The organism is Aeromonas sp. WP2-W18-CRE-05 (assembly GCF_014168615.1).
In the GTDB taxonomy this organism is placed as follows: domain Bacteria; phylum Pseudomonadota; class Gammaproteobacteria; order Enterobacterales; family Aeromonadaceae; genus Aeromonas; species Aeromonas caviae.
This window is the reverse complement of the sequence record NZ_AP021917.1, coordinates 1,280,339-1,297,447: the sequence shown is the minus strand read 5'-3', so window position 1 is coordinate 1,297,447 and position 17,109 is coordinate 1,280,339. Positions and strand designations below refer to the sequence as shown.

At 59.5% G+C, this 17,109-nt stretch carries 10 protein-coding genes and 2 pseudogenes; 7 read left to right on the top strand and 5 right to left on the bottom strand.

What is annotated here, in order from left to right:
- Nucleotides 1-677: 677 nt before the first annotated feature.
- Entirely contained in the window at nucleotides 678-1,628 is a 951-nt protein-coding gene (locus H7R73_RS06350) for a transposase (protein WP_103260613.1), read from the bottom strand.
- A 544-nt stretch (nucleotides 1,629-2,172) separates the two neighbouring features.
- Between H7R73_RS06350 and H7R73_RS06345 the strand changes: the two genes are divergently transcribed.
- The 4 genes from H7R73_RS06345 (at nucleotide 2,173) to H7R73_RS06330 (ending at nucleotide 5,279) form a co-directional block, all read left to right on the top strand.
- Nucleotides 2,173-3,120 (top strand): IS30-like element ISAs2 family transposase, encoded by a 948-nt coding sequence (locus tag H7R73_RS06345; RefSeq protein ID WP_019706001.1) that lies wholly within the window; start codon nucleotides 2,173-2,175, stop codon nucleotides 3,118-3,120.
- Nucleotides 3,121-3,258: 138 nt separating this feature from the next.
- Nucleotides 3,259-3,723, top strand: coding sequence for a hypothetical protein (locus H7R73_RS06340; protein ID WP_103260614.1), 465 nt, complete (start codon nucleotides 3,259-3,261; stop codon nucleotides 3,721-3,723).
- 64 nt (nucleotides 3,724-3,787) lie between these two features.
- A complete protein-coding gene (locus H7R73_RS06335; RefSeq protein ID WP_182951565.1) occupies nucleotides 3,788-4,288 on the top strand; it encodes a hypothetical protein in 501 nt (166 codons plus the stop codon).
- 43 nt (nucleotides 4,289-4,331) lie between these two features.
- Entirely contained in the window at nucleotides 4,332-5,279 is a 948-nt protein-coding gene (locus tag H7R73_RS06330) for an IS30-like element ISAs2 family transposase (RefSeq protein ID WP_019706001.1), read from the top strand.
- Between the two features lie 814 nt (nucleotides 5,280-6,093).
- On the opposite strand, the pseudogene H7R73_RS06325 reads toward H7R73_RS06330, so the two are convergent.
- Nucleotides 6,094-6,630, bottom strand: a pseudogene (locus H7R73_RS06325) (DUF3362 domain-containing protein); the annotation flags it as partial.
- Nucleotides 6,631-6,730: 100 nt separating this feature from the next.
- Between H7R73_RS06325 and H7R73_RS06320 the strand changes: the two are divergent.
- Nucleotides 6,731-8,152: an IS66-like element ISKpn15 family transposase gene (locus H7R73_RS06320; protein ID WP_043155065.1), complete on the top strand. Its 1,422-nt coding sequence runs from the start codon at nucleotides 6,731-6,733 to the stop codon at nucleotides 8,150-8,152.
- 8 nt (nucleotides 8,153-8,160) lie between these two features.
- Here H7R73_RS06320 and H7R73_RS06315 read toward each other — a convergent pair.
- From H7R73_RS06315 to H7R73_RS06305, 3 genes and pseudogenes are all read right to left on the bottom strand, one after another.
- A pseudogene (locus tag H7R73_RS06315) lies at nucleotides 8,161-10,005 on the bottom strand (YgiQ family radical SAM protein); the annotation flags it as partial.
- 196 nt (nucleotides 10,006-10,201) lie between these two features.
- Nucleotides 10,202-13,354, bottom strand: a complete 3,153-nt coding sequence (locus tag H7R73_RS06310; protein WP_010673508.1) for an efflux RND transporter permease subunit — start codon at nucleotides 13,352-13,354, stop codon at nucleotides 10,202-10,204.
- A complete protein-coding gene (locus H7R73_RS06305) occupies nucleotides 13,354-14,406 on the bottom strand; it encodes an efflux RND transporter periplasmic adaptor subunit (protein WP_039039307.1) in 1,053 nt (350 codons plus the stop codon). Before H7R73_RS06305 ends, H7R73_RS06310 begins: the two co-directional genes overlap by 1 nt.
- Before the next feature lie 210 nt (nucleotides 14,407-14,616).
- Between H7R73_RS06305 and H7R73_RS06300 the strand changes: the two genes are divergently transcribed.
- Entirely contained in the window at nucleotides 14,617-16,176 is a 1,560-nt protein-coding gene (locus H7R73_RS06300; protein WP_182951564.1) for a sensor domain-containing diguanylate cyclase, read from the top strand.
- Nucleotides 16,177-16,210: 34 nt separating this feature from the next.
- Nucleotides 16,211-17,080 carry a patatin-like phospholipase RssA gene (gene rssA / locus H7R73_RS06295; RefSeq protein ID WP_041213338.1) on the top strand — a complete coding sequence of 290 codons (870 nt, stop codon included), beginning with the start codon at nucleotides 16,211-16,213 and terminating at the stop codon, nucleotides 17,078-17,080.
- Nucleotides 17,081-17,109: the final 29 nt, after the last annotated feature.

The following is a 17,109-nucleotide window of genomic DNA, read 5'->3' as shown; positions in this document are numbered from 1 at the left end:
TTTGCCGACTCTTGTAAAAGATCCCCAAGGGGCGTCGTCATCTCCCCCCTTCTCCATGGACCGAGCAAGATAAGGTCTCTTTTTTATTTGGGACAGCCATCTTTGTGTACGGATTGTTCCATTGGAGGAACCATATCACCCACTCTGTTTCACTGATGCAAAAATAACCTGTTCAAGCAACACCCACGATGTCGCCGCATTGTGAGAGAGGGCCTGTTGACAAAGGACTGATAGCCCCTCTTCCCCAACCCGCCTTATCAGGACCGCCTTATCAGGACAGCCATCTTTTGGAGAAAGCCCTCACCCAGCGCCCAGCACAACTCGTCATCCAGCATGTGCGATGGCATTTGTGAAACTCGGGGGATTAAAGAGAATGTCTTGGCATCGATGACGCCAATTCAGATGCGATCACACCGGCGGGGAGCTGGCGCTATACCGGACGTTGTATGACGCGAGCGCCTTATCACCTTATCAGGACAGCCATCTTTTAGAGAAAGCCCTCATCCAGCGCCCAGCACAGCACAGCACAACTCGTCATCCAGCATTTGCGATGGCATTTGTGAAACTCGGGGGATTAAAAAGAATGTCTTGGCATCGATGACGCCAATTCAGATGCGATCACACCGGTGATGAGCTGGCGCTATACCGGACGTTGTTATGACACAAATATTCATCACTCAAAGGGATGGTTGATGACACCGTCGCTGGCCACAGTGCCAGGCAAACTGCTGACAATGCTCTTTGTCACCCACCACTCTGATGCCCTGGCGCCGAAACAGCGTCACTTGCTTGAGCCAGCGCACCTCGTCCAACCCCAGCCGCGCCAGGATGGGGCCAAGAGAAGCCGGGATATGGCCCCGTTTGTCCACTCGGATGGCGCGGCCTGTCCAGTCCACCAGCATCAGGTAATCCGCAAAGGCATATGGCAGGCTATCGGGTCGCGCGTCGTGCGCGAATGGCAACAGCAACGGCGGCAATGGGGCGGCGGACTGCTCGCCATCGAGACGCTGCTTGAGGCTGGTGTAATCGCTCTGTTCAGGCCGGTCGGACAATCCCGCTCGTATCGGATTGAGATCAACATAGGCCATGCAGGCCAGCAGGGCTGATTCGGTGAGCAGGGCCTGGCTCTTGAAGCGCCCTTCCCAAAAATGGCCCTTGCAACCATCTTCCCGATTGGCCTGCCGAGCCAGGTTTTCGTTGAGCAACCGCACAAACCAGCTGATGGAATGCAGGCGCTCCCGCCACTGTCCTATCAGTTGTTGCACCACAGCGAGTTCAGGCTCAATCAGGGATTCCCCCTGATACCAGCGTCGTACCAGCAGCGGCCACTGGAATAGCGCCGCCCAACGCTCGGCCACCTCCCGCTCGCTCCAATTGGCAGCGGTATCCGGCTCGACCTTGAGCACCAGGTGATAGTGATTGCTCATCACCGCATAGGCACACACACCGATGGCAAACAGTCGCGACAATTGGCCCAACCTGTCCACCACCCACTGGCGCCGATGCTCGTAACTCTGGCCGGAGTGGGCATCTTCCCCGCACAGAAACGCCCGCCGCACACAGCGACTGACCACATGGTAGTAAGGCGTATCCTGCAAACTGATTTGACGTGAACGGGCAATGGTCATGGCTCACCCCCTGGGCAGTGACACCTCAAGCCAAGTACAGGGCTACGCCGCTGTCAAAAAGGTGGGTGTCCTAGATTTCCCTGCTAGATTTCCCTGCTAGATTTCCCTGTTTGCCAAAGCGGGATATGGCTACAAAGCCACCTTCCAGTTCCATTTGCTGATCAAGTTCAAAAAACGATGAGATTCTGATGGTTACATCAGGTTAAGGCTCACCTTGACAGTTTCATTTGGCTTACTATAGCCACTCAGAACCTGTTGAACTGCGATGGGTTGCTGCCAGCGCGGGTCAAGGGAGCATATTGGAAGCTGTAATCCACGGGCGGTAGCGTCTTTTCGTTTTTATTTTCGTAGGTTGGCACAGAGCGCTGCGAAGTCCAACAGGCAAGTATTATTTCGCCAATAAAAGCGTGATAAGAATGGATATCGCAGATTGGTAATACGGGAATTCAGATAATAAGTGCGACACTCATGGATGAATGGCGAGAGGTGGCCAACTGCTGATTGGTGGTACCCTTCTGCTCGCCAAAGTAAAAGCAGTATCACCATGAGCTATCAGCAGTTGACCGAGGGGCAACGATACCAGTTATCGGTGCTTCGCGCACAGGGGATGTCCATCCTTGCCACCGCACGCGCCATTGGCGTTCATCGCTCCACCCTCTACCGGGAGCTGCGTCGTAACGCCGGGCCGCAGGGCTACCAGCCAGACAATGCGCATCAGCACGCCACCCACCGACGGGCCAGTGCGGCCAAATCTCGGCTATCTGCCGATGTCATCCAGTTTGTCGAGCTGACACTCGCCTGGTGGTGGAGCCCGGAGCAGATAAGCGCGGTGGGCAAGCAGATAGGCCTCATGGTGAGTCACGAGTGGATATACCGCCATGTGGCCGCCGACAAAGCCCGGGGTGGCCAGTTGTACCGCCATCTGCGCCAGGGCCACAAGCGCTACCGCAAGGGGGCGAGCAGCCTGCGTTCTCCCATCAAGGAAGCCCGCTCTATTGATGAACGGCCGGCTATCGTCGATAGCCGGGAGCGGCTCGGTGATTGGGAGGCGGACACGGTGCTGGGCAAGCAAGGCACAGGTGCACTGGTCACCCTGGTGGAGCGCAAGAGCCGGCTCTATCTGGTCAAGCGGGTCGCGAGCAAACAGGCTGGGGTGGTGCGGGATGCGATAATCGAGATGTTAACGCCCTACATCGAGCAGGTGCATACCATCACCTTTGACAACGGCGGCGAGTTTGCCGAACACAAGGCGATAGAGGAAGCGCTGGGTGCCGAGACTTACTTTGCGCACCCTTACTCTTCGTGGGAGCGCGGTCTGAACGAGAACAGCAATGGGCTGTTGAGGCAGTTTATCCCAAAGGGAACAGACCTGAGAGAGGTCACGGACGAGGATGTCAGGAGAGCGGAGCAGTGGCTCAACCTACGACCTCGGAAATGTCTCGGATTCAGGCAGCCTGTCAAGGTATTCGAAGAGTACCGTCAGGCGGCATAGGCGAGTGTCGCACTTCGAAGTTGAATTCGCGATACAACTTAAAGATACATTTTGCGGTAAACGTTAGGCTTCACTTCATTCATTACCAACCTACTATTTTTATCACAATATACGGGATAAGGTTATAAGGAGAATAATTTGAAAAACTGGAAGTCTAATCTGTTTTTTGTGATAGCTTTATTGTTGAGTGGTGCTCCACTATTTACTCAACTCTTTGGCACTGACTCTATTCGGGAGAAGAACTTAAGTGTCGCAGAGTGGCAAGAAGTAAATAATAAATTATCAGTTATTGAGTCTAATCTCAGAGACACGACTGCAGTACTAAAACAAAAAACAGTGGTTGATGGAGATCAATTACTTATAAAGAAGCTAGATGTCCGAGTTGAAAACATGGAAAATCTGTTCATTTCTAAAGCTGAAATAGCCGTTACTATTCCTCTGCTTAAGCGAGATATCGAGATGATGGGTAAAGAATTACAGTCATATAAAGAGTCTTTATCAACTACTAATAACTTTGTTATCGCACTTATAGGGGCGATCATCGCGCAGTTAGCTGCAGTATTCTTCTTTGTTCGTGAACGAAGCCCTAACAAGTCAATCTAGTCGACCACTGACGCGTCGGCTGATTGAAATGTTATGCGTATCAATTAATTTTAGAGAGGAACTGATGAGTAGAGAGCTTCGAGTACGTGCTCAGTTATTAAATCCTGAAACAGGAAGATTTATAAAGGCAATAGATGAACGAGATCTATCCGATTTTTTAGCTCTTATTGCTCCAAGTGATAATAGTCAAACAGTTTTTATTCCCGATATGACACCAGCCATTATTGAAGTAAAAAATCATGTAGAAAACTTATTAGAACTAAAAGAAAAAAAGGAGCTTTCTATAACTCACAGTGTTATATATAACCTTTGGAATAAAGCTAAGGTAGCTAAAAATGAAAGTATAAAAGAACAACTAAATATTGAAGTCATCAGAGAATCAGAAAAAGCTTTGAACCTGATACATACTCGTATCCCATCGTTAGAAAAAGACTATCTAAGTCCGATAGGTTCAGAGCAAGATTATGGATATGATCATAAGGTTGATTCCGCATTAGATTGTTCGGGAATTCAGATAATAAGTGCGACACTCATGGATGAATGGCGAGAGGTGGCCAACTGCTGATTGGTGGTACCCTTCTGCTCGCCAAAGTAAAAGCAGTATCACCATGAGCTATCAGCAGTTGACCGAGGGGCAACGATACCAGTTATCGGTGCTTCGCGCACAGGGGATGTCCATCCTTGCCACCGCACGCGCCATTGGCGTTCATCGCTCCACCCTCTACCGGGAGCTGCGTCGTAACGCCGGGCCGCAGGGCTACCAGCCAGACAATGCGCATCAGCACGCCACCCACCGACGGGCCAGTGCGGCCAAATCTCGGCTATCTGCCGATGTCATCCAGTTTGTCGAGCTGACACTCGCCTGGTGGTGGAGCCCGGAGCAGATAAGCGCGGTGGGCAAGCAGATAGGCCTCATGGTGAGTCACGAGTGGATATACCGCCATGTGGCCGCCGACAAAGCCCGGGGTGGCCAGTTGTACCGCCATCTGCGCCAGGGCCACAAGCGCTACCGCAAGGGGGCGAGCAGCCTGCGTTCTCCCATCAAGGAAGCCCGCTCTATTGATGAACGGCCGGCTATCGTCGATAGCCGGGAGCGGCTCGGTGATTGGGAGGCGGACACGGTGCTGGGCAAGCAAGGCACAGGTGCACTGGTCACCCTGGTGGAGCGCAAGAGCCGGCTCTATCTGGTCAAGCGGGTCGCGAGCAAACAGGCTGGGGTGGTGCGGGATGCGATAATCGAGATGTTAACGCCCTACATCGAGCAGGTGCATACCATCACCTTTGACAACGGCGGCGAGTTTGCCGAACACAAGGCGATAGAGGAAGCGCTGGGTGCCGAGACTTACTTTGCGCACCCTTACTCTTCGTGGGAGCGCGGTCTGAACGAGAACAGCAATGGGCTGTTGAGGCAGTTTATCCCAAAGGGAACAGACCTGAGAGAGGTCACGGACGAGGATGTCAGGAGAGCGGAGCAGTGGCTCAACCTACGACCTCGGAAATGTCTCGGATTCAGGCAGCCTGTCAAGGTATTCGAAGAGTACCGTCAGGCGGCATAGGCGAGTGTCGCACTTCGAAGTTGAATTCGCGGTTTACTCTCCGAAGTTCAGGTCTTTATTGAGATAGTTCTTTGCAATATTCATTCATCGGCAATAATTGACCCAGATCTCCTTCGAGAGCCGTCGATTGAAGCGCACTGTCAATCTATATATGATCTTTTAATAAAATGGCTTAGACATGAAGCATTAGTTAGAAAAAAACATGGTACACAAGCAATTAATATTGATGAAGCCTCATTCCTATATCAATGCTGTATAGAAAATGAACCATACTTTGAACCTAATGCTTTACTATTTTTCTTAGATATATCAATTACTCCATTTGATTTTATTAGACAAACAATTCTTTCAAATTCATATCAAGCTCTATGTGACAATAGAAATGATAGTTATCAAGCGCGCGTAACAGAATGGCGTAAACCTGATAACAAAAAAATAGAAAGAGCCCGTAAAATAATAAAAGTAATGCAGCAAATGGTTAGCGTACTAAGTCTTTTTGAAGCTATAGGAAATGGGAAGGTAGAATATTCTGACTCGGCAAATATATTTGATGAGCTGAAATTACTTATTAACAAATAAGCATAATTACTGCTATATACACAAAGGAGGTCGTGATTTCTGTCGAGCAAATAATATTTTTATTTGAAAAACACCTTGAATTGGTAAAGCTGGAAGTTGAGGTGTTTGGGGTTAACCCAACAGATTGTACAGAGCTAGTTATCACCTGATACCGACCCAAGACGAAGAGTGAGCGATAAAAAAGGCGACCATCCGGTCGCCTTTTTGTTTTCTATCGCTTTCCAATCAGGAAATATTACCGTGCCGGTCGCTTGGCACCATTTCCTTTGGCCGCTGGCTTACCGCCCTGAGTGGCGGGTTTGGCGCCCGGCTTGGCAGAGCCGGCACGGGTCGGGGTTTTGCCCTTATGGGCGGGTTTTCCGGCAGGTTTGCTTTTACCAGCATTCTGGCCCGCACTCTTACCTTCGCCTTGTGCGGCCGGTTTGCCGTTAGCCGCCCCTTTCTGCAGCTGGGAACCCACCGGCTTGCCGCCCGTCGGCTTGTTGCCCACCCCGTTACTGCGCTGATGGGTGATGGCACTGTGGCGGGTCAAGGCAGGTTTCAGGCCCTTGTTGCGGCTGCGCTCGGCCTTGGCTTCGCCGCGCCCTTCCGGCGGCACCAGGCAGTCGGGGCCGTTGCCGATGAGGTGGCCCTTGCCCATCTCCAGCAGGGCCTCGCGGATCATCGGCCAGCCGGCCGGATCGTGGTAGCGCAGCAGCGCCTTGTGCAGGCGACGGCGACGCTCCCCTTTCACCACGAACACGTCCCCGCCCTGGCGACTCACCTTGTGTAAGTATTCACCGGAACAGTATTGACACAGGAAAAATGAGACGATCGTCTCTTGATCCCACTTTCCTGCTTGCTTGATCCTGCTCCTTAGATACGCTCCCCCCATGAGCAAAAACACCATGCATTCCGCGGGAATGCCCACCACTCTGGAGCAGGCCAACGAGCTGATTTATAAGCTCCTCGACCGCATCGCCGAGCTGGAGGACCGCCTCAATCAGCACAGCGGCAACTCCTCCAAGCCGCCTTCCAGCGACGGCCCCGGTGCACCGCCGCCGGCCCGCAAGCGTCCGGCGTCCGGCAAGCAACGGGGGGCGCAGCCCGGTCACAAGGGACATCGCCGCGAGCGGCATCCGCTTGATGCCCGCCTGACCCTGGTCCCGCATTACCCTGCCGCCGATTGCGCTTGCTGTGGCGGGGACATGGTGGCCCATGCCAAACCCTATCAGGTTCATCAGGTGTTCGAGCTGCCCGAGGTGAGCTATCTCGTCACCGAACACCAACTGTATCGTGCGACCTGCTCACGGTGTATCGGCACGACCCAGGCCGCACTGCCAGACAACGTCAGCAGCAGCCAGATGGGGGCCAATCTGCTCAGCTACATCGCGCTGCAAAGCGGCCAGTTTCACCAGAGCGTCAGCCAGATACAGCAGCAGCTCAAACAGCATTTCGGCCTGAGTTTTAGCCGGGGCGCCATCAGTGAGGCGCAGGGGCGGGTGAGTGCCATGCTCACCCCGACCTACCAGGCCATCAAGCAGCAGGTGCAGACGGCCACCCACGTTCATGCCGATGAGACCCGGCATCAGCGGGGTGGAGAGCGCCGCTGGATGTGGCTGGCGCTGAGCAAGATAGCCGTCTGCTTCATGACGGCCTATGGCCGTGGTCAGGAGGCGGCCAAGCGGCTGCTGGGCGCCGAGTTTGACGGGGTGCTGGTGACCGACCAGTACGCCGGCTACCGGTTTATCGACGCCGACCAGCGGCAACTGTGCTGGGCCCACGTGGCCCGCAATCTCGCGGCCATCGCCGAGAGTAGCGAGCAGTGCAACCAGCCCATCGGTGCCCGGTTGGTCTTGCTGGCGGATGCGGTGTTTCGTACCCGGCACCGTTGGGAAAGCGGTGCGTTGAGCAAGCAGAAATACCTGCGCAGGCTCGCGCGTTACCGGCAAAGCTGGCGAAGCCAGTTGGAGCGCGGCGCCCTGTTGTGCAGCAAACGCTACCGTGGACGATGCCAGTTGCTGCTGCGGGATGACGAGATGCTGTGGCGGTTTATGACTGACGACGAAATAGCGCTGACCAACAACGAGGCGGAGCGGGCGCTGCGTGGCTATGTGCTCTGGCGCAAGGGTAGCTACGGCGTGTGGTCTCACCGGGGCGAGCTGTTTCGCCAGCGCATCCTGTCGTTGGTGGAGACCGGCAAGCGATTGGGCCGCTGCCCACAGGAGTGGTTGAGGGCCGTGGTCAGGGCGTGCATCGAGAAGACAGATTATCCCATCCCGGCAGAACTGATGCCGTCAACCCCGTCCTGGTGAATAGATACCACCTTGTTGAGGGGGTTTTTCTCGGTGTAATACATGGTGGTGGCGTTGGCGAGCGGCGACGGGTAGAAGTTCTGCACCTGATCGAGCTTGAAGCGGTTTGCTTTAATCCAGAGCGCCATGTTCACCATGTCTTCATCGGTGGTGCCCGGGTGGGCGGAGATGAAATAGGGGATCAGGTACTGCTGCTTGCCCGCCTCTTTGGAATACTTGTCGAACAGCTCCTTGAAGCTGTAGTAGCTGCCCATGCCCGGCTTCATCATCTTGGAGAGCGGGCCCTCTTCGGTGTGTTCCGGCGCGATCTTGAGGTAGCCGCCGACGTGGTACTTGGCCAGCTCCTTGATGTAGCGCGGATCTTCCACCGCGATGTCGTAACGCACGCCGGAGGCGATCAGGATCTTCTTGATGCCCTTGAGGTCGCGCGCCTTGCGATAGAGGTTGATGGTCGGGCTGTGGTCGGTGTCCATGTGCGGGCAGATGGTCGGCCAGACGCAGGAGGCGCGCCGACAGGTCTGCTCGGCCTTGGGGCTCTTGCAGCGGAGCTTGTACATGTTGGCGGTGGGGCCGCCCAGATCCGAGATGACGCCGGTAAAGCCCGGCACCTTGTCGCGGATCTCTTCGATTTCTTTCAGAATCGACTCTTCCGAGCGGCTCTGGATGATGCGCCCCTCGTGCTCGGTGATGGAGCAGAAGGAGCAGCCACCGAAGCAGCCGCGCATGATATTAACCGAGGTCTTGATCATGTCGTAGGCCGGGATCTTCTCGTTGCCATAGGCCGGGTGCGGCACCCGCTGGTAAGGCAGGCCGAACACCCCGTCCATCTCGTCGGTCTCGAGCGGGAAGGCAGGCGGGTTGACCCAGATGATGCGATCGCCGTGCGCCTGGGACAGCGCGCGGGCGCAGCCCGGGTTGGTCTCGTGGTGCAGGATGCGCGACGCATGGGCGTAGAGCACCTTGTCCTCCTTCACCCGCTCGAACGCCGGCAGCTTGACATAGGTCTTCTCCCACGGTTTTTGCTTGGGCGGCTGCACCAGGATGGGCTTGGCCTCCTGCTCCACCGGCGCAGTGCCCTCGTCATCGCTGCATGGCGCCCCTTCCATATAGGGGTTGGGGATGGGATCGATGCGGCCAATCTGGTCGAGCTTGCTCGAATCCACCCCGCGCCAGCCCGGCAGCGGCTCCTTGCGGATGACGGCGGTGCCGCGAATGTCCTGCATGGTGTCGATGGTCTCGCCGCCTGCGATGCGGTGAGCCACCTCCACCAAGGGGCGCTCGGCGTTGCCGTAGATGAGGATGTCGGCCTTGGCGTCGATCAGGATGGAGCGACGGATGGTCTCGGACCAGTAGTCGTAATGGGCGATACGGCGCAGGGATGCCTCGATGCCGCCGATGACCACCGGCACCTCTTTATAGGCCTCTTTGCAGCGCTGGGTGTAGACCAGGGTGGCGCGATCCGGCCGCTTGCCGCCCACATCCCCCGGGGTGTAGGCGTCGTCGTGGCGCAGCTTCTTGTCGGCGGTGTAGCGGTTGATCATGGAGTCCATGTTGCCCGCCGTCACCCCGTAGAAGAGGTTGGGCTTGCCCAGGCGCATGAAGTCATCCTTCGATGACCAGTCCGGCTGGGCGATGATGCCGACCCGAAAGCCCTGGGATTCGAGCATGCGGCCGATCACCGCCATGCCGAAGCTCGGGTGATCCACGTAGGCGTCGCCTGTCACCAGCACGATGTCGCAGCTGTCCCAGCCAAGCTTGTCCATCTCCGCGCGGGACATGGGCAGGAAGGGCGCCGTGCCGTAGCACTCGGCCCAGTAACGGGGATAGGAGAAGAGGTTGGTAACCGGCTGCATTTTGACCACCTGGAACAATTCGGGTCGCGCATTATACCGGCAGAGCCAGGCGGGGGCGACGGCTTTTTGCCCCTACAGAACGCGAGGGGAAGGGGCGCCTTCGAGCGGGCGCGACAGGTCGGCGTGACAAGCTCAGATCTCATCAGCAAGCAGGGCGCCCATTGGCGCCCTGCTTGCTGTCATCCGAGTCGGCAAGCTAGGCCGCCGGTTTGTCCCGCCCCTCGGGGGCCACCGCCCCCGGCACCGGGGAGGGACTGGCCGGGGTTGCCGTGGCCAGTATTTCGTCCACCAGTCGGTCCCGCGCCCCCGTCATCCCCGCGCGTCTGGCGATCAGGTGATAGATGGCGGGCACCACCAGCAGGGTCACCAGGGTCGCCAAGGACAAGCCGAAGAAGACCACGGTCCCCACGGCCATCCGGCTCTCGTACCCCGCCCCCATGGAGAGCATCAGGGGCACGGCGCCGATGATGGCGGTGAGCGAGGTCATCAAGATGGGGCGCAGGCGGCGCACCGACCCCTTGATGATCGCCTCCTCGAACCCTTCACCCCGCTGGCGCAGCTGGTTGATGAACTCCACGATGAGGATGCCGTTCTTGGTCACCATGCCGATGAGCATGATCATGCCTATCTGGCTGTAGATGCTGAGCTCCTGCCCCGTGAGCCAGAGGCCGAGCAGGCCGCCGAAGATGCCGAGCGGCACCGTCATCATCACCACCGCCGGGGTCAGCAGGCTCTCGAACTGGGCCACCAGCACCAGATAGACCACCAGCAGGGCCAGGCCGAACACCAGTGCCATCTCCCCCTGGTTGTCGCGATAGTCCTTGGACTCGCCAGCATAATCCACCGACATGCCGGTGGGCAGGTGATCCGCGGCCCAGCCATCCAGAAAGTCGAGCGCCTCCCCCAGGGTGTGGCCGGGGGCCACGTCCGCGGTGAGGGTGACCGCCTTCTGGCGCTGGTAGTGGTTGAGGCGCTGGGGACTCGCCACCTGGGTGACGGTCGCCAGGGTGGAGAGGCTCACCATCTCGCCGCTCGCGGCCTTCAAATAGATGCGGCTGATGTCGGAGATGCCATTGAACTGGGTCTGGTTGGCGCGCAGGTAGACGTCATACTCTTCGCCCCTGTCCACATAGGTGGTCTGGCTGACGCCACCGAGCAGGGCCTGCAGGGAGCTGGCGATGGTGGAGACCGGAATGCCGAGCTGGGTGGCTCGCTCCCGCTCTATGGTCACCTGCAGCTCCGGGGTCTTCTCGGCATAGTCGAGATCCGGGCTCTGCATCAGCCCGCTTTGGGCCGCCGCCTCCTTGAGCGCCAGCCCCTGCTGGTTGAGCTCGCCGTAATCGGAGCCTTGCAACACGAACTGCACCGCCGCGGTGGAGCCGCCTCTGAACCCCGGCTGGAAGGTGCGGATCATCACGTCGGGGATGCCGGCGAGGCGACCGCTCAGGGAGCGGCCAAACTCGGTGGCCGTTTCGTCCCGCACCGCCCAGTCGCTGAGCTGGATGATGGCCATGCCGGTCTGATCGCCGCCGCGCCCGAAGGCCGGGGTGCTGAAGCTCATGGCCTGCACCACCCCCTTGCCGAGCAGCGGCAGGATGGCGGCCTCCACCTGCTGCATGTTGCGCTTCATCCGCTCGATGCTGGTGCCCTCCGCCCCTTTCACGAACACATAGAGCACGCCCCTGTCCTCGGTCGGGGTGAGGCTCGCGGGCAGCTTGCCAAAGAGGGCGCCAATGCCGCCGAGGCAGAGCAGCAACACCAGGGGCATCCAGACGGCGCGGCGCAGCACGGCCCCCAGCACGCGGCGATAACGCTCCTCCACCCAGCCAAGTCCCTTGTCCAGGGTGGCGGTCAGGGCGTTGGGCTTGTCCACGGCACGCATCAGCCAGGAGCCCATGGCCGGGGTCAGGGTGAGCGCCACCAGGGAGGAGAAGAGCACAGCCAAGGAGAGCAGGATGGCGAACTCGGTGAAGAGGCGCCCCACCATGCCGTCCATGAAGGCGATGGGCACGAACACCATCACCAGCACGGCGGTGGTGGCGATGACGGCAAAGCCCACCTCCCGGGTGCCGTGCCAGGCCGCCATCAAGGGGGACTCGCCCCGTTGCAGGTGGTGGTGGATGTTCTCTACCACCACGATGGCATCATCCACCACCAGGCCGATGGCGAGGATGAGGGCCAGCAAGGTGATGAGATTGATGGAAAAGCCCAGATACCAGGCACCGATGAAGGCCGAGATGAGGGAGACGGGCACCGTGATGGCGGGGATGAGGGTGGTGCGCCCCTGCCCGAGGAAGAGATAGAGCACGGCCACCACCAGCAGGGCGCAGATGGCGAGTGTCTCATACACCTCGTCGATGGCCTGCTTGATGAAGATGGTGGAGTCGTAGTCGACCTCAAGGGTGGCCCCCTCCGGCAGGAAGCGCTGCATCTCCACGAGCTTCTTCTCGATGCCCTGGGCCACCGCCAGGGGATTGGCGGTGGACTGAGCGACGATGCCAATCCCCAGGCTCTCGCGGCCATTGCGCTGATAGGCGCTGTCTTCGTTCTTGGCCCCCACCTCCACATCCGCAATGTCCGCCAGATAGATGCTCTGACCATTGGTGGCGGTTTTCACCGGCAGGGTGCGAAAATCTTCCGCACTGTGATAGAGCCGTGCGATCTGCACCGCCATGGTCATGGTGTTGTTGCGGATCTCGCCGCCCGGCAGCTCGATGTTCTCCCGCTTGAGGGCATCCTGCACGTCGGCCACCGTGATGCCGCGAGCCGCCATGTCGGCGGGGCGCAGCCGCACGTACATCACCTGGGTCAGGTCGCCGGAGAGGGAGACCTCGCTCACCCCGTCCACCAGGCTCAAAGGGTCCACCAGCATGCGATTGGCGTAATCCGTCATGGCGGTACGGTCCATCTGGGTGCTGCTGAAGTTGAGCCAGATGGCCACATCCCCGTTGCCGTTGTCCTTGGTCACCATGGGCTCGTCCGCCCCGTCTGGCAGCTTGGGTCTGGCCCGGGAGATGGCGTCACGCACGTCGGAGGTGCCCTCCAGCATGTTCCAGCCGAGCTTGAACTCCACCGTGATGGAGGAGCGCCCCTTGCGGGTCACCGAGTTGATGTTCTTGATGCCGCTGATGCCGGAGAGCTGATCCTCGATGGGCTTGGTGACCTGGCTCTCCATCACCTCGGGGGCCGCCCCCTCATAGGTGGTGGTGATGGAGACGGACGGGGTCTGCACATCCGGCATCTCCCGCACGGTGAGTTTGCTGAAGGCCACCAGGCCGAACACGGTGAGCAGGGCGCTGATGACCACCGCCACCAGGGGACGGCGTACTGAGATATCGGAGAGCCACATCAGCCTTTCACCTCGCCCAGATCACGTACCTGGGCGCCGTCGCGCAGATTGACCAGCCCCTCCACCGCGATGCGATCGCCGACGTTCAACCCCTTGAGCACCCAGACGGCCTCGCCATGGGTGTCGCCAAGCTCCACCGGCACCCGCTTCACCCGTCCGTCCGCCTCCAGGCGATAGACGAAGCGCTGCTCGCCGGCGTACTCCACCGACTGGGCGGGGATCAGGGTCATCTTCTGGGGTGGCAGAGAGAGATCCACGTTCATCAGCATGCCGGGGCGCAGCTGGCCGCCGGTGTTGGGCAGGATGACGCGGGCCTTGATGTTCTGGGTGTCGCTGGAGATCCGGCTGTCGAGTGTCTCCAGCACGCCGGAAAAGGATTGATCCGGCCAGGCCGAGCTGGTTGCCGTCACCGCCATGCCGGGGCGCAGCAGGGAGAGGTAGCGCTCGGGCACCGCCAGATCGAGCCGCAGTTTTGCCAGCTCGTCCAGATGCAAGAGCACGTCGCCGCTGTTGACCAGGGCTCCTTCGCTGAGATCGATGAGGCTGACGGTGCCGTCGAAGGGGGCGGCCAGGGTGCGCAGGGAGAGCTCGTAACGGGCCGCATCGACCCGGGCCTGGGCCTGGGCAACAGTCGCCTCCTGCCCCTCCAGCTCCGAGGTGGTGACGGCACCTCGCGCCACCAGCTTGCGCATGTCCCGCAGCTTGCGGGCCTCGTCGCGCACGCTGGCGCTCTGCTCGGCCAGCTCCGCCTGCTGCTTGCCCGCATCCAGGGCGATCAGGGTCTGCCCCTGTTTGACCTGCTGGCCGGAACTCACCGCGATGGTGGCAATGCGGCCGGTCACCTCGGGGCTGATGGCCACGGAGCGATTGGCCGCAAGCTTGCTCACCAGCTTGATGGAGGGCTCGGCCAGACTCTGCCTGACGGTTTCGGCCCTGATGTTGATCTCTCTTGGCGCAGGCTTGCTGGCGGGTTCAGCCTGCCGCAGATGCCAGGCGCCCGCCGCCAGCAATAGTAGAAGAGGGAAAAGCCACAGCCACACGCGCGTTTTCATCACAAGATCCATGCAGTCAAAGAGAGAGGAAGAAGAGATAGCTTCATCAAGGATGGCACCATGTTACCCCCTGACTATGCCGTGACTATGTATAAATGTGACAAAACGTAACAGTCCGGTGAGAAGATCATCAAAAACGCATCTTGTCAGCACGCACGTCAGGGTTCTGCCTTACACTGATGCCGACTCTCGCCATCTTCCGGTACGCCCATGTCCATTCCCTCCCCCGCCTTTGCCAGATACCGATTGCAGTGGCTGCTGCTGGGCCTCGGCCTGCTGCTGCTGTTGCTGCTCGCCCTGCAACATGCGTTTCGCCAAGTTACCGAGATAAACAAGCGTGACACCATCAACGCCGCGACCCAGCTCAGTAGCCAGCACCAGCGAATGGAGACCTTCCTCGAGGCCATGCGCGGCCAGGCGGAGGAGCGCCTGCGCAGCAATCCCCAGTCCGTGCTCTCTCGCCAGCTCTATCAGGCGCTGCAATCCGACGGGGAGCACGGCATCAACCTGGATCGCATCCCCGTCGATCTGCCCCCCGCCCTCATCGGCAACCTGACCGGGCAGGGCCCGCTGCCCCATGACGGCAGCGAGCGGCAAGCCAGAATACATCTCGCCCTCAGCCTCTCCCCCCTGCTCGCCACGGCCAGCAAGCTGCTGGACAGGGACGTGGCCTGGATCTACTTCACCGGTACGGACAATTTCATCTACCTCTATCCCTGGGTGCCATCCAGCCAGTTTCGCTTCGATCCCGTGATTTACAGCAAGGCCTACTGGCAGGAGGCGATGGCCAGGTATCCCCACCTGGAGCACGCCATGCTCTCGCGCCCCTACCAGGATTTTGCCGGACGGGGGCAGATGATCACCCTCTCCCAGCCCATTACCCAGGGCGGCCAGATCATTGGCCTGCTCAGCATCGACATCCAGACCGTCACGCTGGCGCAGACCCTGCACCGCCTCGCCCCCCGGATTGGCACCCTGTTCCTGCTCAACGCCCATCAGCAGATCCTTGCCAGCAGCCAGTCCGGTACCGCGCCGCCCCCGGTCAGGACGGCGCAGTCAGCGGAATATGAGTGGCAACAGGGCGCCTTGCAGCTCGTCTATCCCATCCCGGAGACACCGCTCTCCCTCATCCATCGCATCCCGCTGCTGCCTCTGCTGCAGACGCTGTTGTGGCAATCGGCGACGGCGCTCATCACCATTCTCTGTCTGGTGGTGGCGACCGTCTCCAGCCTGCGTGCCCAGCGCCTCAACCGGCGCCTCAACTACCTGTCACGCCACGATGCCCTGACCGGCGCATTCAACCGCCACTACTTCGATGCCTTCGAACACCGCCAGGCCCTGGCGGGCCGCCAACGCATCGGCGCCATCATGTTTGACTGCGATCACTTCAAACAGGTCAACGACCGTTTCGGCCACGGGGTGGGCGATCAGGTCCTCATCCGTCTGGTGCAGCTCTGCCAGTCCCTGCTGACACGGGAGTGCCACCTGATCCGCTGGGGTGGCGAGGAGTTCCTGCTGCTCGTCGCCGATGAAGCGATCCCTCTGGCCCCCTTGGCCGAGCGGCTTCGCCTGTGCATAGCAGAGCATCCCTGGAGCGCCATCGCGGCCGAGCTGAAGGTGACCGTCAGCCTGGGCCACTGTCGTCAATCACCGGCCATCTCCTTGCAGGAGGTGATCCGCCGCGCCGATATCGCCCTCTATCAGGCCAAGGCCGACGGCCGCAATCGCAGCGAAGCGTGGCGGGATGACGGACAGGAGAAGCCGGAGTAAGCTGGACTCCCACTTCATGTCAGGAGACGCAACTGTGTCACGAAAACCCCGTCTGGGATTGGCCCTGGGCAGCGGTGCGGCCCGAGGATGGGCCCACATCGGCATCATCCGTGCCCTGGAGCGACTGGGCGTCAAGCCGGATCTGGTGGCTGGCTGCTCCATCGGCAGCTTTGTCGGCGCCGCCTATGCCGCTGGTGAACTGGACAAGCTGGAGAGCTGGGTGCGCGGCTTCAGCCGCCTGCAGGTCATGGGGCTGCTCGATCCTGCCCTCTCCGGCGGCCTGTTTCGCGGTGACAAGGTATTTGGCATCGCCGCCGGCCATCTGGGGGATCCCGCCATCGAAAGCCTGCCGCTGCCCTTTGCCTGCGTCGCCACCGAACTCGATACCGGCCGCGAGATCTGGTTGCAGGAAGGGCCGCTTCGCCAGTGTGTGCGCGCCTCTTGCGGCATGCCCGGCCTGCTCACCCCGACCCGGGTGGAGGATCGCTGGCTGGTAGACGGGGCCGTGGTCAACCCTGTCCCCATCTCCCTGGCCCGCGCCATGGGAGCCGAGGTGGTGATCGCCGTCAACCTCAACACCGACATGCACCAGCCCTGGACCGACGAACCGGACGAGCCCGTGCAGGGGGGGCTGCTCAGCCAGTGGTTGAACCGGGGCGAACGCGAACCCAGTACCCCCGGCATGTGGGGGGTAATGACGGGCTCCATCAACATCATGCAGGAGCGCATCACCCGTGCCCGGATGGCCGGGGATCCCCCCGAGATCCAGCTCTGCCCGCGCCTTGGCAACCTCTCCATCATGGATTTCCACCGCGCGAGCGACGCCATCGACGAGGGGGAAGCCTGTGTCGAGCGCAACCTGGAGCAGCTCAAGGAGGAGCTGTCACGACTCTGCCTGATATGAAGACATATCGGGGTAAAAGACAAAAAGAG

Excerpts from the sequence above, each read along its gene's own strand:
- H7R73_RS06300 (WP_182951564.1), top strand. The coding sequence starts at position 14,617 with ATGTCCATTCCCTCCCCCGCCTTTGCCAGATACCGATTGCAGTGGCTG.
- H7R73_RS06310 (WP_010673508.1), bottom strand. The coding sequence starts at position 13,354 with ATGTGGCTCTCCGATATCTCAGTACGCCGTCCCCTGGTGGCGGTGGTC.
- H7R73_RS06345 (WP_019706001.1), top strand. The coding sequence starts at position 2,173 with ATGAGCTATCAGCAGTTGACCGAGGGGCAACGATACCAGTTATCGGTG.
- H7R73_RS06350 (WP_103260613.1), bottom strand. The coding sequence starts at position 1,628 with ATGACCATTGCCCGTTCACGTCAAATCAGTTTGCAGGATACGCCTTAC.
- H7R73_RS06320 (WP_043155065.1), top strand. The coding sequence starts at position 6,731 with ATGAGCAAAAACACCATGCATTCCGCGGGAATGCCCACCACTCTGGAG.
- H7R73_RS06330 (WP_019706001.1), top strand. The coding sequence starts at position 4,332 with ATGAGCTATCAGCAGTTGACCGAGGGGCAACGATACCAGTTATCGGTG.
- H7R73_RS06335 (WP_182951565.1), top strand. The coding sequence starts at position 3,788 with ATGAGTAGAGAGCTTCGAGTACGTGCTCAGTTATTAAATCCTGAAACA.
- H7R73_RS06305 (WP_039039307.1), bottom strand. The coding sequence starts at position 14,406 with ATGAAAACGCGCGTGTGGCTGTGGCTTTTCCCTCTTCTACTATTGCTG.